The sequence below is a fragment of the Clostridia bacterium genome, assembly GCA_017554615.1.
In the GTDB taxonomy this organism is placed as follows: Bacteria; Bacillota; Clostridia; order UMGS1840; family HGM11507; genus SIG450.
This window is the reverse complement of sequence record JAFZHY010000012.1, coordinates 48,847-71,015: the sequence shown is the minus strand read 5'-3', so window position 1 is coordinate 71,015 and position 22,169 is coordinate 48,847. Positions and strand designations below refer to the sequence as shown.

Here is a 22,169-nt window from a genome sequence, read left to right as displayed (position 1 = left end):
TTTGTTGCACCGTCAAAGCTTTCACGGTATTTTTCATCTGTTATGTAAGCATTATAATTTCCTTCTTTGCCCATATCAACTGTTGGACATACAAAGAAAAGATCTGCAGGTTTGTCATCCCCATTATTCCAGCGTGACCAGAAATACATATTGGAATAGTCAACATATTCATCAAAAGGTGAATATTCCATAACAATTTCTTCCGCAAACGCTGTAAACGATGACAAGCAAAGCACAACTGTGATAAATAAGCTTAAAAATCTTTTGAGTTTCACTTTATTCTCCTCCTAAATAATTTTATTTCCCTGAATATATTTTTCTTTGATACTGCCACACATATCAAGGGATAAATATATACTGTGCTCAATTCTTTGTCTTTAATTTAGTTTTTGAAATGCTCTAGCAAAGATTTCCCTTTAGGATAAAACTATTCATTTTCTCTGTTCTTTCCTTCTAATTTTCATTATATAAGTACCTTTTTATTTTATATTATTAAAACCAATATGACAAACCTATGACAAATTAAGAACCTCACGAAAATCTAAAAGCCAAAGGCTTAAGTTTTTCTAAGAACCTTGTTGTGTTTCTCTACAATAAAAAAAGTCATTATGCTCTCGGTTTTTACGAAAGCATAATGTTTTTAAAAGCAATTTATGATTTTTTCTCTATGGCAGATAATTCTCGTCATAATAAACCACATAGAAATATGACTTGTTTATCATTTATAGATTATGTTCGACATAATTTGGCTTTTGTCAAGTCAGGAGAACAGTGAATAATAAGGACCTCACGAAAATCTAAAAGCCAAAGGCTTAAGATTTTCGGAGAACCTTGTTGTGCTAAAGCACAATAGGTCCTACTAACTTTTCACTATTTTTTCAACCGTTTTTTGGTAAACACTTTTCCTTAGAACCCGCGAGAATACTGGATTTTCTCGCATCAGATAGTATATGTAAATATTATAAATCGGCAAACTATTCTTTTAAATTGTATAGACTTGACACGAGTAAACACAGGTGTCCATTTGTGTTTTTACAGGTACATGTATGTAACATCGCATAATGGTCTGATAGTATCATTTTCCCATACAAAAATTTTAACAATTGTAGTTTCATTGGAAATTTTGATTGATACATTAGTTGAACCGCTCATCTCTACATTGCTACTCTTACATTGTTCCATTTGTCCAGACTCTTTATATGTAGCAATAAATATTTTCGAATCTTCTTTAGGAACATCACTTGACAAAGTAATATCGCAAATGATATTTTCGCTTTCTTCTTTTACATCTACCATCACTTTTTCAGCTATCTCAACAAATCTTAAATTGTTTGACAAAGCGTAATCTTTTGCATATGAATCAGAATAGCCATAAATAACAAAGTTATGTTCATACGTAAAGGAGTTGTTACGGAATGCATTTTCCCCAATACTTACAACACTTTTGGGTATATATACTTTTGATAAATAATCGCAATCATCAAAAGCCGATTTCCCTATAGTAGTCGTACCCTCGCATATGGTTACAACAGCGAGATCATGACAACCCCAAAAAGCTTCACTTTGAATATCAACTACATTTCCCGGAACAATTACCTCTGTTAATCTATAACACATAGAGAAAGCACTCTTGCCTATTATTCTTAAACTTTCAGGAAAGGAAATATCCGTAATCTTTTCACAATTCACAAATGCATCATCGTCGATTACTTTTACACCATCAGGAATTGTGTATTCACTTACTTCTTTTGCCGCTGGAAATTTTATTATAGTTTCTTCATCCTTGCTGAACAGAATCCCATCTTTATCGCAATACTGTTGATTATCTTCATGAACTTCTATTTTCTCTAATTTTTTACAATTATGAAAAAGCGAATCACCTATATTCGTAACACTTTTGGGTATTTCAATATCTATTAGGCTTTCACACTGAGTAAATGCACCACTTGAAATGTTAGTTAAAGTATCTGTTAAATTTATTTTAACTAAATTTCCGCAAGAGGCGAAAGCTCTGTAACCTATTGTTTTTACTCCTTGAGATAATGAAATTTCTTCCAACTGATTACATTGATAAAATGAATACCGTCCTATCCCTTTTATCCCTTCGGGAATCACATATGTTTTTTTCTTCTTTCCTTCAGGGAACCGTACTAATTTGTTATATTTATCAAAAAGAACTCCATCTATATCATAATAGGCAGAATTATCTACTTGAACAAATATATTTTCAAGCCTATCGCAATAGTCAAAAACCGAGCTTCCTATAGAAACAATATTTTTAGGAATTATAATTTCTTTTAAGTTTGAACAACTAAAAAATGCATAATTTCCAATACTAGTTACTCCGTTTTCAATAATAACTTCTAAAACTCTTTTTCCGTACCAAGGAACGTCGTACGAAAGGGAATAGTTCTTCATAGCGCCAGTTCCCTTTATTGTCAACACACCTTTATTAGTAAGTTCCCAAGTTAAATTTGTTCCACAGGTTCCACTTTCCCCTATATTTGTAGACAACGGAGCATACTCTTTAATTTTATCAGCATCTATATCACTTTCGCAAGCATTCGCAAACCAATTCGTAACATTGGGCATCAATCCTGATTCTTTTGCTTTCCATGCATACTCCGCAAACCATTCATTTCCTAATGTAACATCGTCTGGAACAGTAAATTCATCAAAAATCATACGAACAATAATAGTCGCTACTTCTGCAGTAAGTATTGGTTCTGAGGTTTTGAATGTTCCATCATCATAACCATTCATATTTCCAATCATATACATGGTCATTATCTCATTATAATGTTCATCCTCAATATCCACATCTGTGAAAGGACTTTGAATATTAGAAGCATCATATTCAATCTCTAACAACTCAACCATTTTTGCACAAAAGCTTCCTCTTGTAAAAAGAACATTAGAAGCAAAACAATTTATGTTTATAGAAAGAAACAAAAAAATTGCTACCATCAATGTACTAATCGCTTTTTTCATATTCATCTTTTCCTTTCTCTATCATTCGACAAGGTTCGTGTCAAGTCAGGTGAACAGTGAATAATAAGAACCATCACGAAATATAACGAAATCAAAGATTTCTATATTTCGGAGAACCTTGTTGCTTTTGCAATAAGAACCATCACCCAACACAAAATCAAAGATTTTTGTTGGGTACCCGAGAACCTTGTTATGCTGAAGCACAATATGGACCTACTAACTTTTTCCTTTTTTTTAACTGGTTTTTCCCGACCACTTTCCTTTAGAACCCGCGAGAATACTGGATTTTCCTGCCCGATATGTAAATATTTTTATCGGCAAACTAATGTTTTAAATTGTATGGACTTGACACGAGTAAATGCACTACTTATTTGAATGAATTAATTTTATGTACACATATCGAAACATCTTTAAATTCATAGTAAATTTCTGGAATAGCATCGAATCCATCCATTAGCATTATGATATATTCAATACCTGCATATATGATTCCAATGGATGCAGCCGGTTCCTTTGAACAAAAAAACAAACTGCTTGCTAGTGCTATAATACGAATAAAATTAATTATCAAAGTTCCAGTCGCATCTATCTTTGAATTAGTAATAATAAGGCTATATCTTTTATTTAAAAAACTCGTATATACATTTGAATCTCTACTACCTATTTTTACTCTTCGTTCCTCATTAACATCATATAGAGCATTGAGGTTCGGTATCATTTTTTTGTTTGCAACTATACCTATAAAAACCGAAATCAAACATGCAAAAAAGACAGTTGCCTGTATCTGAAACCCAAAATTACTAAAAACAAAAATCAATGCAGCAAATAACATAAACCCCTTTTCTAAATAGTTGGCGACAAAACATCTAATAAAATCAACAACACTATCAACCAATTCAACATTTGCATCTATCGTACTTGTTGCAATATTTCTATTTATAGCATTATGATAATACCTATTTCTATACTTTAATTTGATTCGATTATATACAATATCGTCGTCAATGTTATTAAAATAACCTATCAGCACATTAAACAAGTACGCTCCAATCAATACAAAAAGCCACAAAAAACTATTGTCGAACAAACCATCAATAGCTTTACCAATCAAAAAAGGCTGAATACATATATAGATTGAATCGACGAAATCGAAACTATACAATCTTAAAATATCCCTTTTTTCACTGTTAAACATATCTTTCAAATACATTAAAGTGCTTATATTCTCCACCTCTCTTAACAAAGTGCTATATAATCACAACTTTATTTTTCGCTTTTCTCTATAGCACTCCGGACATCCACGCCCTTTGTTTCTATTGACTACCGTAGCTTGCCATTCGTGTCCCTCGTTACATTTCCACCATACTTTCTTATTGCTATTAGGCAAAACATCCACAGGAGTCAATTCGACGTTTTTTTCATAATTCCATTCTTTCGCTAAAGTTGGATTAATTGTCTGTAAATCATTACTGCCTTGCTGTATTTTATTGCTAGAACAAACTGGGCACCCGCGTCCTTTATTTCTGTTGTTTACTATTGCTATCCACTCATGACCTTTCCTACACTTCCACCATACTTTTTGACCACTACCAAGAGTTAATGTTTCGGGATTGAAATTTAATTCATTATTCTTTTCCCAGTTCCATTCAGCCATAAGTTGAACATTATCGCTCACATATCTTTTTTCTTTCTTTTCTGCCATAATACTCAACTCCTTTTAATTTCATATTTCAACACTATTTGGCATCATTCAGCACAATTCGACAGGATTTTTACTCGTGTCAAGTCAGGAGAACAGTGAATAATAGGACCTACTATTTTTCCCTTAATTTTTCACTGGATTTTTTTGAACAAAATTCTTTAGAACCCGCGAGAATACTGGATTTTCTCGCATCCGATGATATATGTAAATATAATAAATCGGCAAACTATTTTATTAAGTTGTATGGACTTGACACGAGTATTTCTATGTAAAGACAACAGAACCATCCCCTTGTCTTCCATAAACCGCTCCGTCTTAAAATAGTGGAGCGCTACTTATCAGTATTTAGAAAATCCTAAATGTTTTTGTGTAAAGCCTAGTTCTGAGTAATCATATTTCATATTTGAGCATAATAAATCAACAAAATAGGCTGCCATTTCACGAACGCCCATAGTCTGCGAACTAGTAATATTAGTATAACTATAGTTGAGATATGATGTATACTCACTAAAACTATTTGCATACATTGTACCTTCCATATATGCATCTACTTCATCAAGATAACTCCATTTATAACTTTCGCTTATTGATGGAACTATTATATCTATTTTCCAAGACCATACAGAATTGGCCAATACATCAACAGAAAGAGTGATTGTGTCATTAGCTATATTATAATAGTTCTTTCGTATATATGTATATGTTGCATATTGCTGCTTGTCAACTGTTTGGCCCAATTCAAGACAATATGTTTTTTCGTCTACTTTTGTTCCATTTTCTACAATATAATTTTTCAAATTGTTGAATGTAGCTTTATAATCAATCAACCCACAATATTCGCATTTGCATGATTTATACGAATGAGATATCTTGCTGATAGTTTTTTGTTCAACAAAAACTGTTTTGCACAACGAACAATGACTACCTTCTGTCAAACCATTCTTTGTGCAAGTTGGAGCAACGTAAGCATCTATAACAAGTTCATGGTTTAATTTGCTAATTATTTCATTGTCTACCAAAGCACAGACAGAACAGTATCGCGTATTAACACCAATAGTTAAACAACTTGCTTCTGAAACACATTCCCATTCGCCCCATGTATGATTACTACAAATTGAAGCGTCATTTTCGTATTTCAAATTGATTAGCTGTTTATTTTTTTCATATAGAGAATTTTCACTTTCTATATATTCATTGTACGACTCCTGATGAATTATAATAGTCTCTTCATAAGAGTTAATATCTTTCATAGCTTCGTATTTTGACTTTTCAGCTTCCAAAGATGTCTTTTGCCTTTTCAGAGATGCAAGCTCGGCTGCATCACTAGGGTCGTTATACATTTCTAAACGAGCTATTTTGTAATCTAAATCAGATATTTGGGAATATAGTGAATTTATTTGTTGTTGGCAGGTAATATTATCGTATACATACGTTATATTGTGTGCTGATTTCAACTCATTTATTCTATCCTGATTAAGTTGAACTACCCAAACATACCATTCGTTTATTTCTTCTACTTTTGCTTTGTGTCGTTCAGCCTCTCTTACTAGTTCCTCGCTTTTTAAGATATCATTAGATGCAGAGCAGTATATGCATCTTCCATTTTTAATTGAATGGGAGACTTTTGCGAGTTCCTGCTGCAACACAATTATTGCATCGCAAACTGAGCAATATTTTCCTTCTGTTAATCCTGCTTTTATACATGTAGGTGTTACAGCGGGAATGATAACTTCTGTATGACCTAATGCTGGTATTTCAACCTGTTCTTTAACAACTGAACTGCACACACTACAATGAGTTCCGCCATCGTAGCCAACTATTGTACAAGTAGGTTCAATTCGTTTATCTGCAACTTCTGTATGAGGAATACGTGAAATTACTGATGATTCCTTAATTACAAAACCACAAACGCTACAGTGACTACCTCCGTCGTAGCCAACATTTGTACAAGTAGGTTCAATTCGTTTATCCATAACTTCTGTATGTGGCAAAGCCGGAATTACAGTTTGTTTTACAATTACAACATTACATACAGAGCAATGCTTACCTTCGGTTAATCCCGTTTTTGTACATGTTGGTGTTACAACTGTGTCCGTAACTTCCGTATGTCCTAAAGCAGGTATTTCCTCTCCTACAAACATCTTACCACAAGTCTGACAATATCTATCTTTGTATTTTCCAACAGCATCACATTTAGGTGATATAGACACCTCTTTATCATCTAAGCTATGGTTGCTTTCATTTTGTGAGTTCCCGCAATACACGTCATATTCACATAATGGCATAAGTGTATCTAATCCACCCCAAGCAAATACTTTTATAATGTCGCATTCGCAATCTTTTTTCAAATTAAAAGTTATATACTCTTCATCTTTATACTCAGCCTGTTCCATATAAGTAAGTCTACCATCATTGTAACTTGCAAATATAATAGAAGCACCGTTATTTACATTTTTTGGTACCACTTTAAACACTGTGTTTTTTGTTGTTTCTGATAAAATTGAAGTAGTTAAATATATTATAGGTTTCCATTTTGCATACAAAATAGTTTTTTCTCCTGAATAGGGAAATGTTATGCTTTCTCCTTCAAAATCAGCATTGTCATACCATCCAATAAATTCACTATCTTCTTTTGTTGTTATAGGCGATGATAAAATTTTATCTTGGATTTTCTCAACTTTACTACCTCCATTGGTTACAAATGTATATACTTTGGATGGTATGTTATTGAAAGTTTTGGAGGCATTAGTTAAACAACTATTGAGTGCTTTTATTGAAATATTATTCCATGATTCTTGTGTGCCTTCATAAGTTACTTTGTTCAAACTAGTACAACCATAAAAAGCACCTTGTTCTATATTGGTTATACTATTAGGAAGTATGATACTTTTTAATCTGTTACAACAATCAAATGCAAAAGTTCCAATCGTTGTTACATTATTGCCTATTATTACACTTGTTAACATAGTGCAGTCTGAAAATGCATACATTCCAATATCTGTAACAGTATCTGGTATTGTAACACTCGTCAATCCGCAATTTCCAAAGGTATATCTTCCAATATTGGTTAAGCTGTTTGGAAGCGTTATGCTTGTTAAATTATCAGACCCTGAGAATACATATTCACCCATATTCGTAATGCCTTCGCCTAAGGTGATGCTTGCTAAATTTGTACAGTAAGAAAATGCACGGTCTCCAATACTTTTAACGCTATTTGGAATTATTATTCTTGTTAAATTAATGCATTTATCGAATGCATAACTGCCAATGCTGGTAACCCCATCAGGAATTACCACACTTGACAAGTAAGTACAATTACGAAATGCATTAGCTCCAACACTTTTAACACTGCTAGGAACTGTATAACTTGTACCCGCTTTTTTTGCTGGATATACTATTAAAGTTGTAATGTCTCTGTTAAATAACACATCATCTATCGAACAATAATCCATATTGCTATCATCCACGAGGAAACTTGACAAGTTAGTACATCCATTAAATACAGTACAATTAATACTTGTAACACTCTCTGGAATAGTTATAGTTGTTAGTCCTTTACAGTTGGAAAATGCATAATTGCCAATGGTGGTTACGCTATCTCCTATGATTACACTTGCTAGACCGGTGCAATTAGAAAATGCATTGCTTCCGATAGTCGTTACATCACCATCTAACACTACATTTACTAAACCAGCACAACCAGAAAAGGCATAGTTACCGATTGTTGTTACATTATCACCTATTATTGCTCTTGTTAAGTTAGTGCAGTTGTAAAAAGCATTAGTGCCGATTTTTTTTACATTGTTGGGAATCGTTATACTTGTCAAGCTATCGCACTCATAAAATGCATAATCGCCAATACTTGTAACACCACTAGGAATTATTATACTTATTAGACTATCACATCCATAAAATGTATAGTTACCAATACTTGTAACACTGTTTGGTATATTTATATTTGTTAAATTGCTACAATCACGAAAGGCATATCCATCGATGCTTGTTACGCTGTCGGGTATGGTAATATTCGACAAACTAGTGCAACACCTAAATGCACTGCCGTAAATTTTTGTAATTCCTTCAGATAGTGTTATGTTTTTCAAACTTGTGCAATTCCAAAATGTATTGCCTTCAATATCAGTGACGCCACTAGGAATGTTTATGCTTACCAAACTGGAGCAACCATAAAACGCACCTCCTCCAACATCGGTAACGCTTTCTGGAATTGTTATGTTTGTTAAACTAGTACAGCTATCAAATGCTCCAACTCCAATATTGGTAACGCTTTCAGGAATTGTTATATTTGTCAAGTTAGTACATTTTTTGAACGCATAACTATCGATGCTAGTTACCGGATTTCCGTCAATCTCACTTGGAATCTCTACCATTGTTACACTTTGTGTGCAATCAGTAATTTTAACCTCCGCATCGGAAACACTGTAGGTTAAGTCTCCGTATGTTTCCGCAGAAACACTCATTACACCAAATCCAAGCATAAATAAGCAAACAAATATAAACATAAATAAAAATTTCTTTTTCATTTTAAAACCTCCAAATAAAAAGTGCATAACCCACATTTCAAAGTTGTGTACCTAAAAACGCACAAACTCCAACATTAAGGCTGCTATACCCTGTAACCCTTATTTTATCTTATATTTTCTTATATTTCATCACCATTCGACACAATTCAAACTCGTGTCAAGCCTGGACCAAACATTTTAACTAAATCTTGAACTAAAGTTCAAAGCTAAATTATTCCGTTTCGCTACATAACTAAATAACTCCTTTGGAGTAGCTAAATTAAATTCGCAATTAGCTGACCACGGGTCAATTTAGCTACAAAGTAATTTAGCGTGTGTTAGCACATTTAGCTCGCAGAATGCGAATTTAGCTGAATAGATTTAACTGTGTTAAATCTATTCTAACACACAAATAAAAAAATATCGACAAAAAACCGATATTTTTTATGAAATAATTAAATTTTCTCCGTACAGTTTTTTTAATGTATTTAAAAGTTCTTTATTCTTAAGCCTTTTGGTATGATGAAATGTTATAATTTTGGGGGTAAGATTTAGTATTGCAGAAAAAAGAATATCATTATATAAAAAGTCATACTCTCCGTATTCTTTTATAAATTCTGTTATACATATATTTGTGATGTCATTAAAATAGTCGTCATAAAACTCATAAAGAGATTTTTTATTTATATCAATATGCAGATGATAGACTATAGGGTTTGAATTTTTTAGTATTACTCCTATTAAAGATAATAACTTTTCATAATGTATTTTTTCAAGATAGGTTAAATAAATTTCATTTAAAACTTTATTTAAAAAGTCTTTATATTTCCACATTCTGAAATTTAAAAACCCTTTATCGTCAATTTTATTAAAATCTTTTAAGTTATCCTTTATAAGATTAAATATAAAATCTTTTCTTACTAAATATTCGTCAAGTTTTATATTTACAAACTCGAAAAAATCTTTTTTATTTTCCACTTCATATACTTTAGAAACTTTCGATATATATGATTTATCAATTTCATTTAAAAACTTATTTGTAAGTGTAGTTGAAACTTTATCTATATTTTTTTTAGTTATATCAAGTATCACTAAAAAATCTCCCCTTATTTTAGTATGTACAAAGAGGAATTAAACTGCCATAGTCAAAAAGAGGTGTGTCAAATAAAACTTTAAATTTTAAATTTTTCTTAGTTAAAAATTCTTCTATTTTTATAAAATCAGGATGTTTTGTTACATCTCCGAAAAAACCAATAGTATTATGTGAAATTCGCCCACCACAGCCCCCTATAAACCCATGGTTAAAATTATTTATACAAATTGTGTTATTTGAGATTAAAAGTGAGTCTATCATATTTTTCTGATAAATTTTATGAAGACCCATATCACAGGTAATAACCGAATTTTCATCTACAATTAAAGTTGAACATTTGGTATACCCCTGCCTTACATTTATAAACTCAACACCTTTATTTTCTAAGTATTTAAGCACTGCTTTATCCGTATATTTTAAGTTATGAAAAAGTTTATTACCCAGTATAACAAGATTATATGCTATATCAAAAGGGTAATCTTTTTTTAAAGTAGTTTCCCCTTTTATTATATTTAAACCAAAAGAAGAAAGTTTACTATAATAAGAATAACTTTCAGGGCTTACTACAACATCCCCGTTAAAAAGGGGGCATAGAGTCATATCAGGATGAGTGTTTATGCCCTTTAAAACATTTTTATCTTCATATGATTTAAAACCGTCTTTTAAAAATTCAATAGTTTTATCATACACAAAAAGAGAAACTTCATTTTGAGGAAGATACGGGTTTTTAATAATCTTCATTTTATCACCTAACTGTTAAGACTTTCAACAGGGTTTAATCTTGATGCTTTATATGCAGGATATACACCAAAAACTGCACCAATTAAGACTGAAAATAAAACTGCAACAATCATTGATTTTAAACTTACTACCAAGGTTATGCCATAACCTTTCATTAAAATATAGGAAATTAAAAGCCCTGTTATAATACCTAATATACAGGAAATTAAAACAATAATCAATGTTTCAAGTAAAAATTCAAGCATAATGGTTACATTTGTTGAGCCTATTGCTTTTTTTATTCCTATTTCTTTTTTCCTCTCATTCACAGAAATAAGCATAGTGTTCATTACGGATATTCCTCCTACAACTAAGGAAACTGCTCCGATTAGTGTTATAATCAAAGTTATAATTGAAAGAACATTAGAAATACTTTTTTTATAACTATTCATATTTTCATAATACAGGATATTTTTAAATTCCAAATCTTTTTCAAGATATGATATTACACTGTCTGATGCTGCGGCAACATCATTTTCCCCCTTTGCCACAACTGAGATTTCGCCTACATATTTTCCGTTATACATATCTAAAAAAGTTACTGATGCCATATAAATCATAGGCGGCATATGCTCACTTACAAGGTCATATATATTACCATTATTGACTACTCCGACAATAGTAAATTCCTGACTTTTAAAGGGAGTGGTAAGAGAGATTTTCTCGCCCACACAGTTTGCCTTATCAAATAATTTTTCTGCACTACTTTTAGTTAAGATAACATTTTTTTTATTATTTTTTATATCTGATTCTCTTATTCCTCTACCATAGATTATTTCCATATTTAAAATTTCAAGAGCATCTATTTCTCCACCGCATAAAAACGCATTTGATTCTTTATCCCTATATTTTATTCTTGCTATTTCTTTAGACATGGAAGAAACAAGATATTCATTTCCAAGATAGTTTTTAACATCTTCAACATCAGCGAGAGTAATATTATAACCTTGAGATTTTATTGATGCTCCGTTTAAGCCTAATGCTTCAAGTTCCATATTTATTGCGTTCTGACCTGAAGAGCCTATTGCAGAAATTATTATAATTGATATAACTCCTATAAATATACTTAACACTGTTAAAAAAAATCTTGACTTTTTTGAAAACAGCCCTTTAAAAGAAAATCTTAAATAGTCATTAAAAAACATTTTTATACCTCATTTGTATTTAAAAGTTTATCTCCCTCTTTTATCTTTAAAAATTTAGGATTTAATATTAGATTGTCCCCCTCATTTACTCCTCCTAAAATTTCAACATCAATGTCATACTCTTCCCCTAATTTTACATATCTTTTTGCGGCATAACCCATATTATTTATATACACATAAGGCTTATCTTCATCAAACATTACCGAATCAAAAGGGATAATAACTGCATTTTTCTTAGTAAAATCTTCAAACTCAAGGTTAAGATTTGTCTGGGGACGGATATTATCATAATTTTTGGCAACCACATCAACGGTTACAAAATTTTCGCCATTTAATGTATTTGATTTTTCTACAAGTGGATATATTTTTATAACTTCCCCTTCAACATCTCCGACAAATGAATTGCCTGATATTATTACCTTTTGTCCTACATAGATATCCTTTATATCATCTTCTTTGACTGAAGATTTTATTACCATATTTTCTAAGTCTGATACAACCATTACAGGAACAGACGGATTTATTTCGCTTCCCTTTGTAACATTTATTTTTGTTACCATTCCGCTTATTGGGGATAAAATTTCAGTATTATAGTTATTTATTTTAGCAATAAGACTATTATTATTAACAGAACTTACTGTTACGCTCTGATATTCAAGTTTGCTTTTTAGAATTTCTTTATTAAGAGTTGCAATTTTCTGCCCTTTTTTAATATAATCGCCCACATTAGCATAAATATCTTCTACTACAAAGGGCATATCTATTTTTATTTCTCTTTTATTCTGTTCATGGCATACTCCCAAAGCGCTTATATATTTTTTTATTTCTGTTACTTTTACTTTTTCGGTGTTTGCCATAACAAAGTTATTATTTACCATATAATCTGCAATCATAATTCCTAAAATTAAAGAAAAACTTAATACAAGCGTTATAATTGTTTTTTTCATTTATTTCTCCCCATTATAAAAATTAAAATTTTGTTTTATACTGATTATATAATTCCTTAAATACTTATTTATATTCAAGGTAAAAAATATATTAGAACAAAAAAAGGGAATTCCTTTCGGAACTCCCATAATTAAATGTTAACAGCAGCAATCATCAAAGCCTCTGTTGTTATCGCTTACGCATAAAATATATATTGCAATAATAATTAAAATAATCCATAAAGTATCATTGTTTCTATTAGAAGAATTATTACAACCACAATTATTAAACATATAAAAACCTCCTGTTATCTTAAACAACACTTACATTCTTTATGACATTCGCAATCAAAGTTGTTTGAACTGTTGCAACCACAATCATTGTTATTATTGCAACAGTTATCGTTATTGTTATCATTACATGAGCAGATTAAGATTATAAATAAAACTATCACCCAAACCCATGTATCATTTCTGCTACCAAAAAATGACATATACTTCACTCCTTAATATATAATATACTTCTGCAAACAAGTAAACTTATTTACAGTTGAAAGGGAAAATATATGTAATCCCCTTCATTTTCAGTATTCAATAATAATTTATGTGCAAATTAAAAAAGTGTTACTATTTGACTTTATATGTTTTTTATGGTTTAATATAGTAAAAGATAAATATACTTCTTAATAAGATAAAAAAGGTGATTTAATGAATATATTGATTCTTACCATAACAACGGGGCATGGGCATAATCAGGTTGCCGCTTCTGTTAACCAGTATGCTAAAGATAAAGGGCATAATGTGGATGTACTTGACGCACTTCTTCATATTAATCCATTTTGCCAGAAGGCACTTGATAAAGGCTTTTTGCTTTCTTCTTCCCTTACCCCTGCGGCATATAACACAGTTTATAATTTACTTGATAAAAGAAAGCCTAAAATAAAAAAATATATGCCATATTCTCTAACATATCAGGAATTTGACAAAAAGATTGTAAACTATATCAAAGAAACAAAGCCTGATGCTATAATCTGCACTCATGTTGTTGCGGCGCATTTTGTATCAAACCTTAAAAAAGTAGGCATAAATATTCCTACATTCGGTATTGTTACAGATTATACTATTCATCCTTATTGGAACAGAACTGATATTGACTATTACATTATCCCGAATGAAGAGTTAATTTCTGAGGCTGTAAACAAAGGCATAGATAAAGAAAAAATACTGCCTTTTGGAATTCCTATAAACCCAAAATTCAATACTTCTACTGATAAAAAAGAGGCAAGAAAAATTCTTGGTTTAGAAGACAAGCCAACTATTCTTATGATGAGCGGCTCAATGGGATATGGAAATTTATTTAAACAACTGGAAAATTTATGTGAATCTTCTTATGATTTCCAGATTGTTACCATATGCGGAAATAACAAGCGAATAAAGAAAAAGATTGATGAACATTCTTTTTCCAAAAAGATATACAATATAGGCTTTAGTAAGAATGTTCACTTATATATGGATGCATGTGATATTGCAGTTACAAAACCTGGTGGAATTACTGTATCCGAAGCGCTTGTTAAGTGCTTACCTATAATTTTAATAAACCCTATTCCAGGGCATGAAATTAAAAATATGGACTTTCTTGTAAAAGGTCAAGTTGCTTATGCAGTATCAAAAGATATCAGTATATGCGATATAGTAGATAAACTTTTTAAATTTGATGATGAAATAAACTGTATGAAGGAAAAGATAAACTTAATCAGAAAGCCTGATGCTTCAAAGGATATAATTGAGTTTATTGAAAAATTCAGATGATTAAAGGCGCAGAATATATAATAAAAAAACTTAATGAAAACGGGCATAAAGCCTATCTTGTTGGTGGATGCGTAAGGGATATTATAATGAATAATATCCCTTTAGATTATGATATAACAACATCGGCTACACCTTACGAAGTTATAAGCCTTTTTCCTCACACTATTCCCACAGGTTTAAAACACGGCACGGTTACAGTTAATGAGAACGGGAATTTTTTTGAGGTTACAACTTTCAGAATTGACGGAGAGTATGAAAATTTCAGGAAGCCAAAAAATGTTAAATATTCTTCCTCTCTTTTAGATGATATAAAAAGGCGAGATTTTACTATTAACGCTATTGCCTATCACAAAGACTCTGGCTACATAGATTATTTTAACGGAATAAATGATATTAAAAATAAGATTATAAGAACGGTTAATGACCCATATGATCGTATAAGCGAAGATGCTTTAAGAATACTTAGAGCAATAAGATTTTCTTCAAGGTTTGATTTTATAATTGAAGAAAACACATTAACTGCTATAAAAAAACTTATGCATCTTACTCTTAATATTTCAAAAGAGAGAATATTTGATGAACTTAATAAGATGTTTTTAACAAACCCTTACAGTGCAGTTTTAATGCTTTATGAAACAGGTTTTTTTGATATATATAAAATACCTGTATATAAAGAAAAAATTAAATATTTAAAAAATCTTAAGATAAAAAGATTTGAAACTGTTTTTGCTATTATTTTAAAAGACAGTGATGTTTTAAAAGATATAAAATGTTCAAATAAAATAAAGAGTAATATTAAAAAAATAAGAGAATCTTTTTCATACAGTTTGGATGATGAAACTTCTATTAAAAAAATGCTTTACAATTTAAAATGTCAGGATATTATAGATTTGATTTTTGACACACATATAGTTTGTGGTTTAGCTAAAAATGACATTTATAAAATATATGAAGAGATAGAAAAAAACAAAGAATGTTATCTTTTATCGCATCTTGCTATTAACGGAAATGATTTAATTAATTTGGGAATAAAAAAAGAAGAAATAAGTAAAGTGTTAGATTATCTTTTAAATCTTGTAATTTCTGATAACTCGCTTAACAAAAAAGAAATTTTAATTAAAAAAATACAAACTCTATAAGAGTTTGTATTTTTTTATTTTAGTCTACTTTAATTGATTTTATTATTACTTTATTAAGAGGTCTGTCAGAAAAGTCTACTCTTTCTGCGGCAATTCTGTCGACTACTTCATAGCCTGATACAACCTTACCAAAAGCGGCATACTGACCGTCAAGATGAGGAGCATCAAGATGCATAATAAAGAATTGAGAACCTGCAGAGTCATAACTCATTGCTCTTGCCATGGAAATAACCCCTCTTAAGTGTTTAAGGTTATTTTCAACTCCGTTTGCCAAAAATTCTCCTTTTATATTATATCCTGGGCCACCTGTACCTCTTCCCTCAGGGCAACCACCCTGAATCATAAAGCCTTCTATTACTCTGTGAAAAATAAGTCCGTCATAAAAACCTTTATTGGCAAGGTATTTAAAATTAGAAACTGTTATAGGCGCAATATCAGGATAAAGTTCTAATGTTATAACTTCATCTGTATCAAGCAAAATTTCACAATTTATCTTTTCTTTTGTTGTAATTATTTCAAAAGGATAATTCATACTTTTTTCTCCTGTTATTTTATAATAATAGTTTTAATAACTATATCTTCTAATGGCTTATCATTTGAATCGGTCATAACACTTGCAATTTCATCAACTACATCCATACCCTCTGTTACTCTGCCAAATGCTGCATATTGCCCGTCAAGTGATGGATAATCTCTATGCATTATAAAAAACTGAGAACCTGCAGAATCGTATGAATTTGATGTTCTTGCCATTGAGATTACGCCTCTTGTATGATTTAGAGGATTATTAACGCCATTATCTTTAAACTCGCCCTTTATTCTGTAATTAGGGCCACCTGTACCTATTCCGTTAGGGCAGCCACCCTGAATCATAAAGCCACTGATTACTCTGTGGAAAATAAGCCCATCATAAAAGCCTTCATTTGCAAGATACATAAAGTTAGATACTGTTACAGGTGCAATTTCAGGGTACAACTCAAGTTCAATTACCTTATCGTTTGCAAGTTGAATCTGCGCCTCGATAATATCCTTACTTGTTAAAACTTCAAAAGGATAGGATAAACTTAAATCATCTTTAGCACCTGAGCAACCTGAAAGCATCAAAACTATAAGCAAAAGAATGGATATTAGTTTTTTATTCATATATTATCTCCCTGTACTTCCGTATCCTCCGGTTCTTTCTCCTTCGGCTTCGTCTCCGTCTGCTATTAAATATTTCTGGAATATTCCCTGACCTATTTTATCCCCTTTTTTAATTGTTATATCAAAAGGATAAAAATTATAGAATGCAAACATAATATGCCCGTCATTATCAGGGTTTTCAAAATAATCACTGTCAATAACACCAACGGAATTTGCAAGTACAATACCCTTTTTCATAGGGTTGGATGAACGGTTATAAATATATAAAACTTCGTCATCCGGCATATAAGATTTTATACCGGTTTTTACAAGGGTTGGTTTAACAGGATTTTCTTCTTTATTTGTAATTAGTTTTATCAGTTTTTTAAAATATGATTCAATAACTGTATCTTCTGCAGCACAAAAATCATAACCTGCGCTGTTTTTTGTGCTTCTTTGAGGTAATGTAATGCCCTGGTCTTCAAAGCCTTTACATACCATAAATCCTCTGATCTTCATTTTTATTTCTCCCCTGTTACATACATTTAGACCAACCACAAACACACTGAACGCAACCTGCTTCATGACGAAGTTTTTCGCCACATTCAGGACAGTTTGTCAAAGTTGAAACATCATCTTCTAAGTTGAAAGAAACCTGGTCTTTATCTTCTTTTGGCTCATTGTCTTTACCTTTTCCGCCAACAAAAAGTTCTGTATTATATTCTTCTTTTAATGCTTTTGCAATAATATCAGGACAAGAAATACCGTCTAAGTATTCTCCCTTTGTTTTATATCTTACACATGCAGGGCAAGTGATATTTGTCAACTGGTCAATAATTTCGTCAACAAGCACTCCACCTCTTAAGCAAAGTGAAATCATTCTGTTAAGACCGTCGATATTAGATTTACAGATACCGTTTTTAGAAGTGTTAACGAAAGATTCAACTATATTACCGTTTTTATCTCTGTTGATAGTAACATAAAGATTTCCACAAGCAGTTTTATACTTGGTAGTTGTTCCGTATGTTTTACCTAAAACAGCACGACTGATAGGTTTAACAGAGTCAAATTTAAACTCGTCTTTCTTTTCGTCTTTTGGCATACTATTAACCAATATTCCGCTTCTTCTGCAGTTATCTCTGTAAATTGTTATACCTTTAAGACCTTTTTCCCACGCTTTGATATATAAGTCAAATACATCTTTTGTAGTGAATTCTTCAGGAACATTAACAGTTGAACTGATAGATGCATCAATATGTTTCTGCCATACTGCCTGCATATTGATTCTTTCTTTATAATCAAGAGTCATAGCAGTAACAACATATGGAGGAAGATTTTCTTCGTCTTTTATTTCTTTCATTTCCATAAGTTCAGAAACGATAGGTGTATATACTTTATAATATCTGTCTTCCCCGTGAAGAGACTGTGTTCTTCTCATATAGGAAATATTATATATAGGCTCTATACCACCACTTATTCCAAGCATTGTTGAAATAGTACCTGTTGGTGCTATTGTTAAAAGTTGGCTGTTTCTTAAACCGTTTTCTTTAACTGCTTTTTTAGTCGCTTTAGATGTGTTTGCTATAAAGTAAGGAGAATTCATAACAGCGTTTTCATCATACATTGGGTATGTTCCGAACTTTTTAGCAAGTTTTGCACTTGTAAGTATCGCTCTGTCTGCCATTACAAAACCAATTTTATCACATATTTCTACTGCAGCATCAGTACCATATTTTATACCTAACTTAATAAGACAGTCGCCAAGACCCATAATACCAAGACCGATTTGTCTCCAGTTATTAACGCTTTCTCTTTGTTCTTTCAAAGGATGAAGTGGTAAACCTTCTTCTAATACTTCGTTAAGGTATATAACTGATTGTTCAACTGCTTCTCCAAAACCTTCGTAGTCAAATTCAGCACTAACCTGATATGCATTGTCAACAAATTCTGCAAGGTTGATACTTCCAAGTAAACAACTACCCCCTGCAGGAAGTGGCTCTTCTGCACATGGGTTAACCCCTGCAAATTTAAAACGGTCATCTTCGCTAAGAAGATTCCAGTTTTCTATTCTGTCCCAGAACAGTGCACCAGGTTCTGCCATATCCCAGTTATTAAATACAAGTTTATTGAATAAATCTCTTGCTTTAACTTTCTTTTCGATTACTTCTTTTGTTTCATCTCTTACATATGACATTGTCCAGTAATCGTCAGTTTTAACTGCTTCCATAAAAGCATCTGTAATTCTTATTGAAATGTTTGCTTTTGTAACTTTATCAAGGTCATTCTTTATATCTATAAATGATTCAACATCAGGGTGGGAACAGTCAAGAGAAATCATAAGCGCTCCTCTTCTTCCAGACTGGCCTATAAGTTCGGTTACAAGCGAATAAAGGTCCATAAATGAAACACTACCTGTAGTTTCTTTGGCAGCATTGTTTATTTTAGCACCTGCAGGAGAAAGTTTGGATATATCTATACCACAACCTCCACCGTATGAAAATGTTCTTGCAAGTTTAGATGCACATTCAAAAATACTTTCTATATTATCCTCAGGCGGAGTAATAACATAACAGTTTGAATATGTAATCTTTCTGTTCTTTTTATTAAGTCCGCGGCTTGCTATAATTCTTCCGCCAGGAAGGAATTTTTTTGCCATCATAAATTCTTTGATTTTTTTGTTTCCACCGCTTACTCTTTCAAAAAATTCGTCAAATGATTCGTCATTATGCTGATACTTTTTAAGCCAGATATCTCTTTGTAAATCGGTACTGAACCAATTTTCCATTGTGTAGTTTTCCATTTTTTTCTCCCTTTCCCTTAATTTATTCCTTTTCATTCGTATAAATAGTGTTAAAAAGTGCTTGGTTATGCGATTTTCCCACAGAACCAAAACACAATATAAGCGTCAACATTGAAGATTATACACCATATATAGTGTTATGTCAAGGGGAATTAAGTATATTTGAAAAAAATTTTTTATTTGGTTTGTAAGTGTTGAAATTCAGGGAAAAATAAGGTATAATGCATAGTAGATTATTATGTATAAAGGAATGATTTTAGTATGAAATTAGGTATAGTAGGCTTACCTAATGTTGGTAAGAGTACACTATTTAATGCAATAACAAAAGCAGGTGCTGAATCTGCCAACTACCCTTTTTGCACTATTGACCCAAATGTCGGAATAGTTACTGTTCCTGACGAAAGGCTGGATGTGCTTACTAAGATGTATAACTCTAAAAAAACTATTCCTGCTGCTATTGAATTTGTAGATATTGCAGGGCTTGTTAAGGGTGCATCAAAGGGCGAAGGCCTTGGAAATAAATTCTTATCTCATATAAGAGAAGTTGATGCTATTATTCACGTTGTAAGATGTTTTGAAGACCCTAACATTGTTCACGTTGAAGGAAGCATTGACCCTAAAAGAGATATTGACACAATCAATATAGAACTTATACTTTCTGACCTTGATATAGTTGAAAAAAGGATAGACAGAACAAGAAAAATGTTAAAGGGAGACAAAAAGTATCAGGCAGAACTTGATGTTCTTTTAAAAATTAAAGAAGCGCTTGAAAACGAAACCTGTGTTCGTCTTTTAGATTTATCAGCTGAAGAAAAAGAGGCTATAAAAGAGGTTGCACTTATTACTGCAAAACCTGTTATATATGCTACAAATGTTTCTGAAGATGATTTTATTGACGGAATTGACAATAACGAACTTGTTAAAAAGGTAAGTGAAATTGCAGATAAAGAAAATTCTTTGGTACTCCCTATTTCTGCAAAGATAGAATCTGAAATTGCAGAACTTGACGATGAAGAAAAGAATGCATTTTTAAATGAACTTGGAATTAACGAATCAGGTCTTGACAGACTGATTAAGGCAAGTTACAAATTACTTGGTCTTATGAGTTTTCTTACTGCAGGTGAAACTGAAACAAGAGCGTGGACAATTAAAATAGGAACAAAAGCACCTCAGGCAGCAGGTAAAATCCATTCAGATTTTGAGAGAGGATTTATCCGTGCAGAAGTAATTTCTTATAAAGATTTAATAGAATGTGGAAGTATGGCTAATGCTAAAGAGAAAGGGCTTGTTCGTTCTGAAGGAAAAGAATATGTATTCCAGGACGGAGATGTAGTTTTATTCAGATTTAATGTGTAAAAAATTTTAAAAAACTATGGACAAGTATACTAATTTTAAGTATAATAAAATTTGAAATAATTAACTAAGGAGGATTATCATGAGCGAATTAACACATGAAGTTCAAAATATGATATGCCTTGCAAAAGGCGTTAATCATGGTCCTGCTCCTATTCCTGAAGAAGGCAAATGGGTTCAGGCAAAAGAAATCAAAGATATTTCCGGTTTTACACACGGTATCGGCTGGTGTGCACCTCAGCAGGGCGCATGTAAGCTTAGCCTTAACGTTAAAGACGGTATTATCAAAGAAGCATTGGTTGAAACAATCGGTTGTTCCGGTATGACTCACTCTGCTGCTATGGCTGCTGAAATTTTAGCAGGTAAAACTTTACTTGAAGCAGTTAACACAGACCTTGTTTGTGATGCTATAAATACTGCTATGAGAGAATTATTCCTACAGATTATCTACGGTAGAACTCAGACTGCTTTCTCTGAAAACGGTTTACCTATCGGTGCTGGTTTGGAAGACTTAGGTAAAGGGCTTCGTTCTCAGGTTGGTACAATGTATTCAACTACTGAAAAAGGTCCAAGATACTTAGAAATGGCTGAAGGTTATGTTACAAAACTTGCTATTGACGATAAAGATTTAATTATCGGTTACGAATTCATCAACTTCGGAAGAATGATGGATATGATTAAAGCAGGTACAGATCCTAAAGAAGCTATGGATAAGGCTACAGGCAGATACGGTAGATTTGACGATGCTGTTAAATATATCGATCCAAGAAAAGAATAATCAGGAGGTGA

18 protein-coding genes are annotated in these 22,169 nt (G+C 31.8%); 4 read left to right on the top strand and 14 right to left on the bottom strand.

The genetic code is table 11. The annotated features are described in order from the left end of the window. The 10 genes from IKZ35_02625 to IKZ35_02580 all read right to left on the bottom strand — a co-directional run. A partial coding sequence (locus tag IKZ35_02625) for a hypothetical protein (GenBank protein ID MBR4892858.1) occupies positions 1–275 on the bottom strand: 275 nt, incomplete at its 3' end. A gap of 757 nt (positions 276–1,032) precedes the next feature. Beyond that, positions 1,033–2,991, bottom strand: coding sequence for a leucine-rich repeat domain-containing protein (locus IKZ35_02620; GenBank protein MBR4892857.1), 1,959 nt, complete (start codon positions 2,989–2,991; stop codon positions 1,033–1,035). Positions 2,992–3,358: 367 nt separating this feature from the next. Further along, a complete protein-coding gene (locus IKZ35_02615) occupies positions 3,359–4,201 on the bottom strand; it encodes a hypothetical protein (protein MBR4892856.1) in 843 nt (280 codons plus the stop codon). Positions 4,202–4,246: 45 nt separating this feature from the next. Next, positions 4,247–4,693, bottom strand: coding sequence for a zinc-ribbon domain-containing protein (locus IKZ35_02610; GenBank protein ID MBR4892855.1), 447 nt, complete (start codon positions 4,691–4,693; stop codon positions 4,247–4,249). Between the two features lie 338 nt (positions 4,694–5,031). Next, positions 5,032–9,234 carry a leucine-rich repeat protein gene (locus IKZ35_02605; GenBank protein ID MBR4892854.1) on the bottom strand — a complete coding sequence of 1,401 codons (4,203 nt, stop codon included), beginning with the start codon at positions 9,232–9,234 and terminating at the stop codon, positions 5,032–5,034. 423 nt (positions 9,235–9,657) lie between these two features. Next, the gene (locus IKZ35_02600) at positions 9,658–10,305 is read right to left on the bottom strand and encodes a hypothetical protein (GenBank protein ID MBR4892853.1); all 648 of its coding nucleotides are present in this window, start codon (positions 10,303–10,305) and stop codon (positions 9,658–9,660) included. Positions 10,306–10,324: 19 nt separating this feature from the next. Then, a complete protein-coding gene (locus IKZ35_02595; GenBank protein ID MBR4892852.1) occupies positions 10,325–11,047 on the bottom strand; it encodes a hypothetical protein in 723 nt (240 codons plus the stop codon). Positions 11,048–11,055: 8 nt separating this feature from the next. Continuing rightward, positions 11,056–12,231 (bottom strand): ABC transporter permease, encoded by a 1,176-nt coding sequence (locus IKZ35_02590; GenBank protein MBR4892851.1) that lies wholly within the window; start codon positions 12,229–12,231, stop codon positions 11,056–11,058. 2 nt (positions 12,232–12,233) lie between these two features. After that, complete coding sequence (locus tag IKZ35_02585; GenBank protein MBR4892850.1) at positions 12,234–13,178, bottom strand: efflux RND transporter periplasmic adaptor subunit; 945 nt, start codon at positions 13,176–13,178, stop codon at positions 12,234–12,236. Between the two features lie 287 nt (positions 13,179–13,465). After that, positions 13,466–13,651 (bottom strand): hypothetical protein, encoded by a 186-nt coding sequence (locus IKZ35_02580; GenBank protein MBR4892849.1) that lies wholly within the window; start codon positions 13,649–13,651, stop codon positions 13,466–13,468. Positions 13,652–13,865: 214 nt separating this feature from the next. Here IKZ35_02580 and IKZ35_02575 point away from each other — a divergent pair, with 214 nt between their 5' ends. Further along, the gene (locus tag IKZ35_02575; protein MBR4892848.1) at positions 13,866–14,966 is read left to right on the top strand and encodes a glycosyltransferase; all 1,101 of its coding nucleotides are present in this window, start codon (positions 13,866–13,868) and stop codon (positions 14,964–14,966) included. After that, the gene (locus tag IKZ35_02570) at positions 14,963–16,105 is read left to right on the top strand and encodes a CCA tRNA nucleotidyltransferase (protein ID MBR4892847.1); all 1,143 of its coding nucleotides are present in this window, start codon (positions 14,963–14,965) and stop codon (positions 16,103–16,105) included. Before IKZ35_02575 ends, IKZ35_02570 begins: the two co-directional genes overlap by 4 nt. Before the next feature lie 19 nt (positions 16,106–16,124). Here IKZ35_02570 and IKZ35_02565 read toward each other — a convergent pair whose 3' ends face one another. The 4 genes from IKZ35_02565 to IKZ35_02550 are packed head-to-tail and all read right to left on the bottom strand — an operon-like array spanning position 16,125 to position 20,063. After that, complete coding sequence (locus IKZ35_02565; GenBank protein ID MBR4892846.1) at positions 16,125–16,637, bottom strand: peptidylprolyl isomerase; 513 nt, start codon at positions 16,635–16,637, stop codon at positions 16,125–16,127. 14 nt (positions 16,638–16,651) lie between these two features. Continuing rightward, entirely contained in the window at positions 16,652–17,248 is a 597-nt protein-coding gene (locus IKZ35_02560; GenBank protein MBR4892845.1) for a peptidylprolyl isomerase, read from the bottom strand. Between the two features lie 3 nt (positions 17,249–17,251). Beyond that, positions 17,252–17,752 (bottom strand): dUTP diphosphatase, encoded by a 501-nt coding sequence (locus IKZ35_02555; protein ID MBR4892844.1) that lies wholly within the window; start codon positions 17,750–17,752, stop codon positions 17,252–17,254. 10 nt (positions 17,753–17,762) lie between these two features. Then, entirely contained in the window at positions 17,763–20,063 is a 2,301-nt protein-coding gene (locus IKZ35_02550) for an adenosylcobalamin-dependent ribonucleoside-diphosphate reductase (GenBank protein ID MBR4892843.1), read from the bottom strand. Positions 20,064–20,288: 225 nt separating this feature from the next. On the opposite strand from IKZ35_02550, the gene ychF reads away from it, so the two are divergent. Next, entirely contained in the window at positions 20,289–21,383 is a 1,095-nt protein-coding gene (ychF, locus tag IKZ35_02545) for a redox-regulated ATPase YchF (GenBank protein MBR4892842.1), read from the top strand. Positions 21,384–21,462: 79 nt separating this feature from the next. Beyond that, positions 21,463–22,158 (top strand): hypothetical protein, encoded by a 696-nt coding sequence (locus tag IKZ35_02540; protein ID MBR4892841.1) that lies wholly within the window; start codon positions 21,463–21,465, stop codon positions 22,156–22,158. The last annotated feature ends 11 nt before the right edge of the window (positions 22,159–22,169 follow it).

Coding starts and splice junctions, on each gene's coding strand:
- IKZ35_02620 (MBR4892857.1), bottom strand. CDS start 2,991: ATGAAAAAAGCGATTAGTACATTGATGGTAGCAATTTTTTTGTTTCTT.
- IKZ35_02615 (MBR4892856.1), bottom strand. CDS start 4,201: ATGTATTTGAAAGATATGTTTAACAGTGAAAAAAGGGATATTTTAAGA.
- IKZ35_02610 (MBR4892855.1), bottom strand. CDS start 4,693: ATGGCAGAAAAGAAAGAAAAAAGATATGTGAGCGATAATGTTCAACTT.
- IKZ35_02605 (MBR4892854.1), bottom strand. CDS start 9,234: ATGAAAAAGAAATTTTTATTTATGTTTATATTTGTTTGCTTATTTATG.
- IKZ35_02595 (MBR4892852.1), bottom strand. CDS start 11,047: ATGAAGATTATTAAAAACCCGTATCTTCCTCAAAATGAAGTTTCTCTT.
- IKZ35_02590 (MBR4892851.1), bottom strand. CDS start 12,231: ATGTTTTTTAATGACTATTTAAGATTTTCTTTTAAAGGGCTGTTTTCA.
- IKZ35_02585 (MBR4892850.1), bottom strand. CDS start 13,178: ATGAAAAAAACAATTATAACGCTTGTATTAAGTTTTTCTTTAATTTTA.
- IKZ35_02580 (MBR4892849.1), bottom strand. CDS start 13,651: ATGTCATTTTTTGGTAGCAGAAATGATACATGGGTTTGGGTGATAGTT.
- IKZ35_02575 (MBR4892848.1), top strand. CDS start 13,866: ATGAATATATTGATTCTTACCATAACAACGGGGCATGGGCATAATCAG.
- IKZ35_02570 (MBR4892847.1), top strand. CDS start 14,963: ATGATTAAAGGCGCAGAATATATAATAAAAAAACTTAATGAAAACGGG.
- IKZ35_02565 (MBR4892846.1), bottom strand. CDS start 16,637: ATGAATTATCCTTTTGAAATAATTACAACAAAAGAAAAGATAAATTGT.
- IKZ35_02560 (MBR4892845.1), bottom strand. CDS start 17,248: ATGAATAAAAAACTAATATCCATTCTTTTGCTTATAGTTTTGATGCTT.
- IKZ35_02550 (MBR4892843.1), bottom strand. CDS start 20,063: ATGAAAAGGAATAAATTAAGGGAAAGGGAGAAAAAAATGGAAAACTAC.
- ychF (MBR4892842.1), top strand. CDS start 20,289: ATGAAATTAGGTATAGTAGGCTTACCTAATGTTGGTAAGAGTACACTA.
- IKZ35_02540 (MBR4892841.1), top strand. CDS start 21,463: ATGAGCGAATTAACACATGAAGTTCAAAATATGATATGCCTTGCAAAA.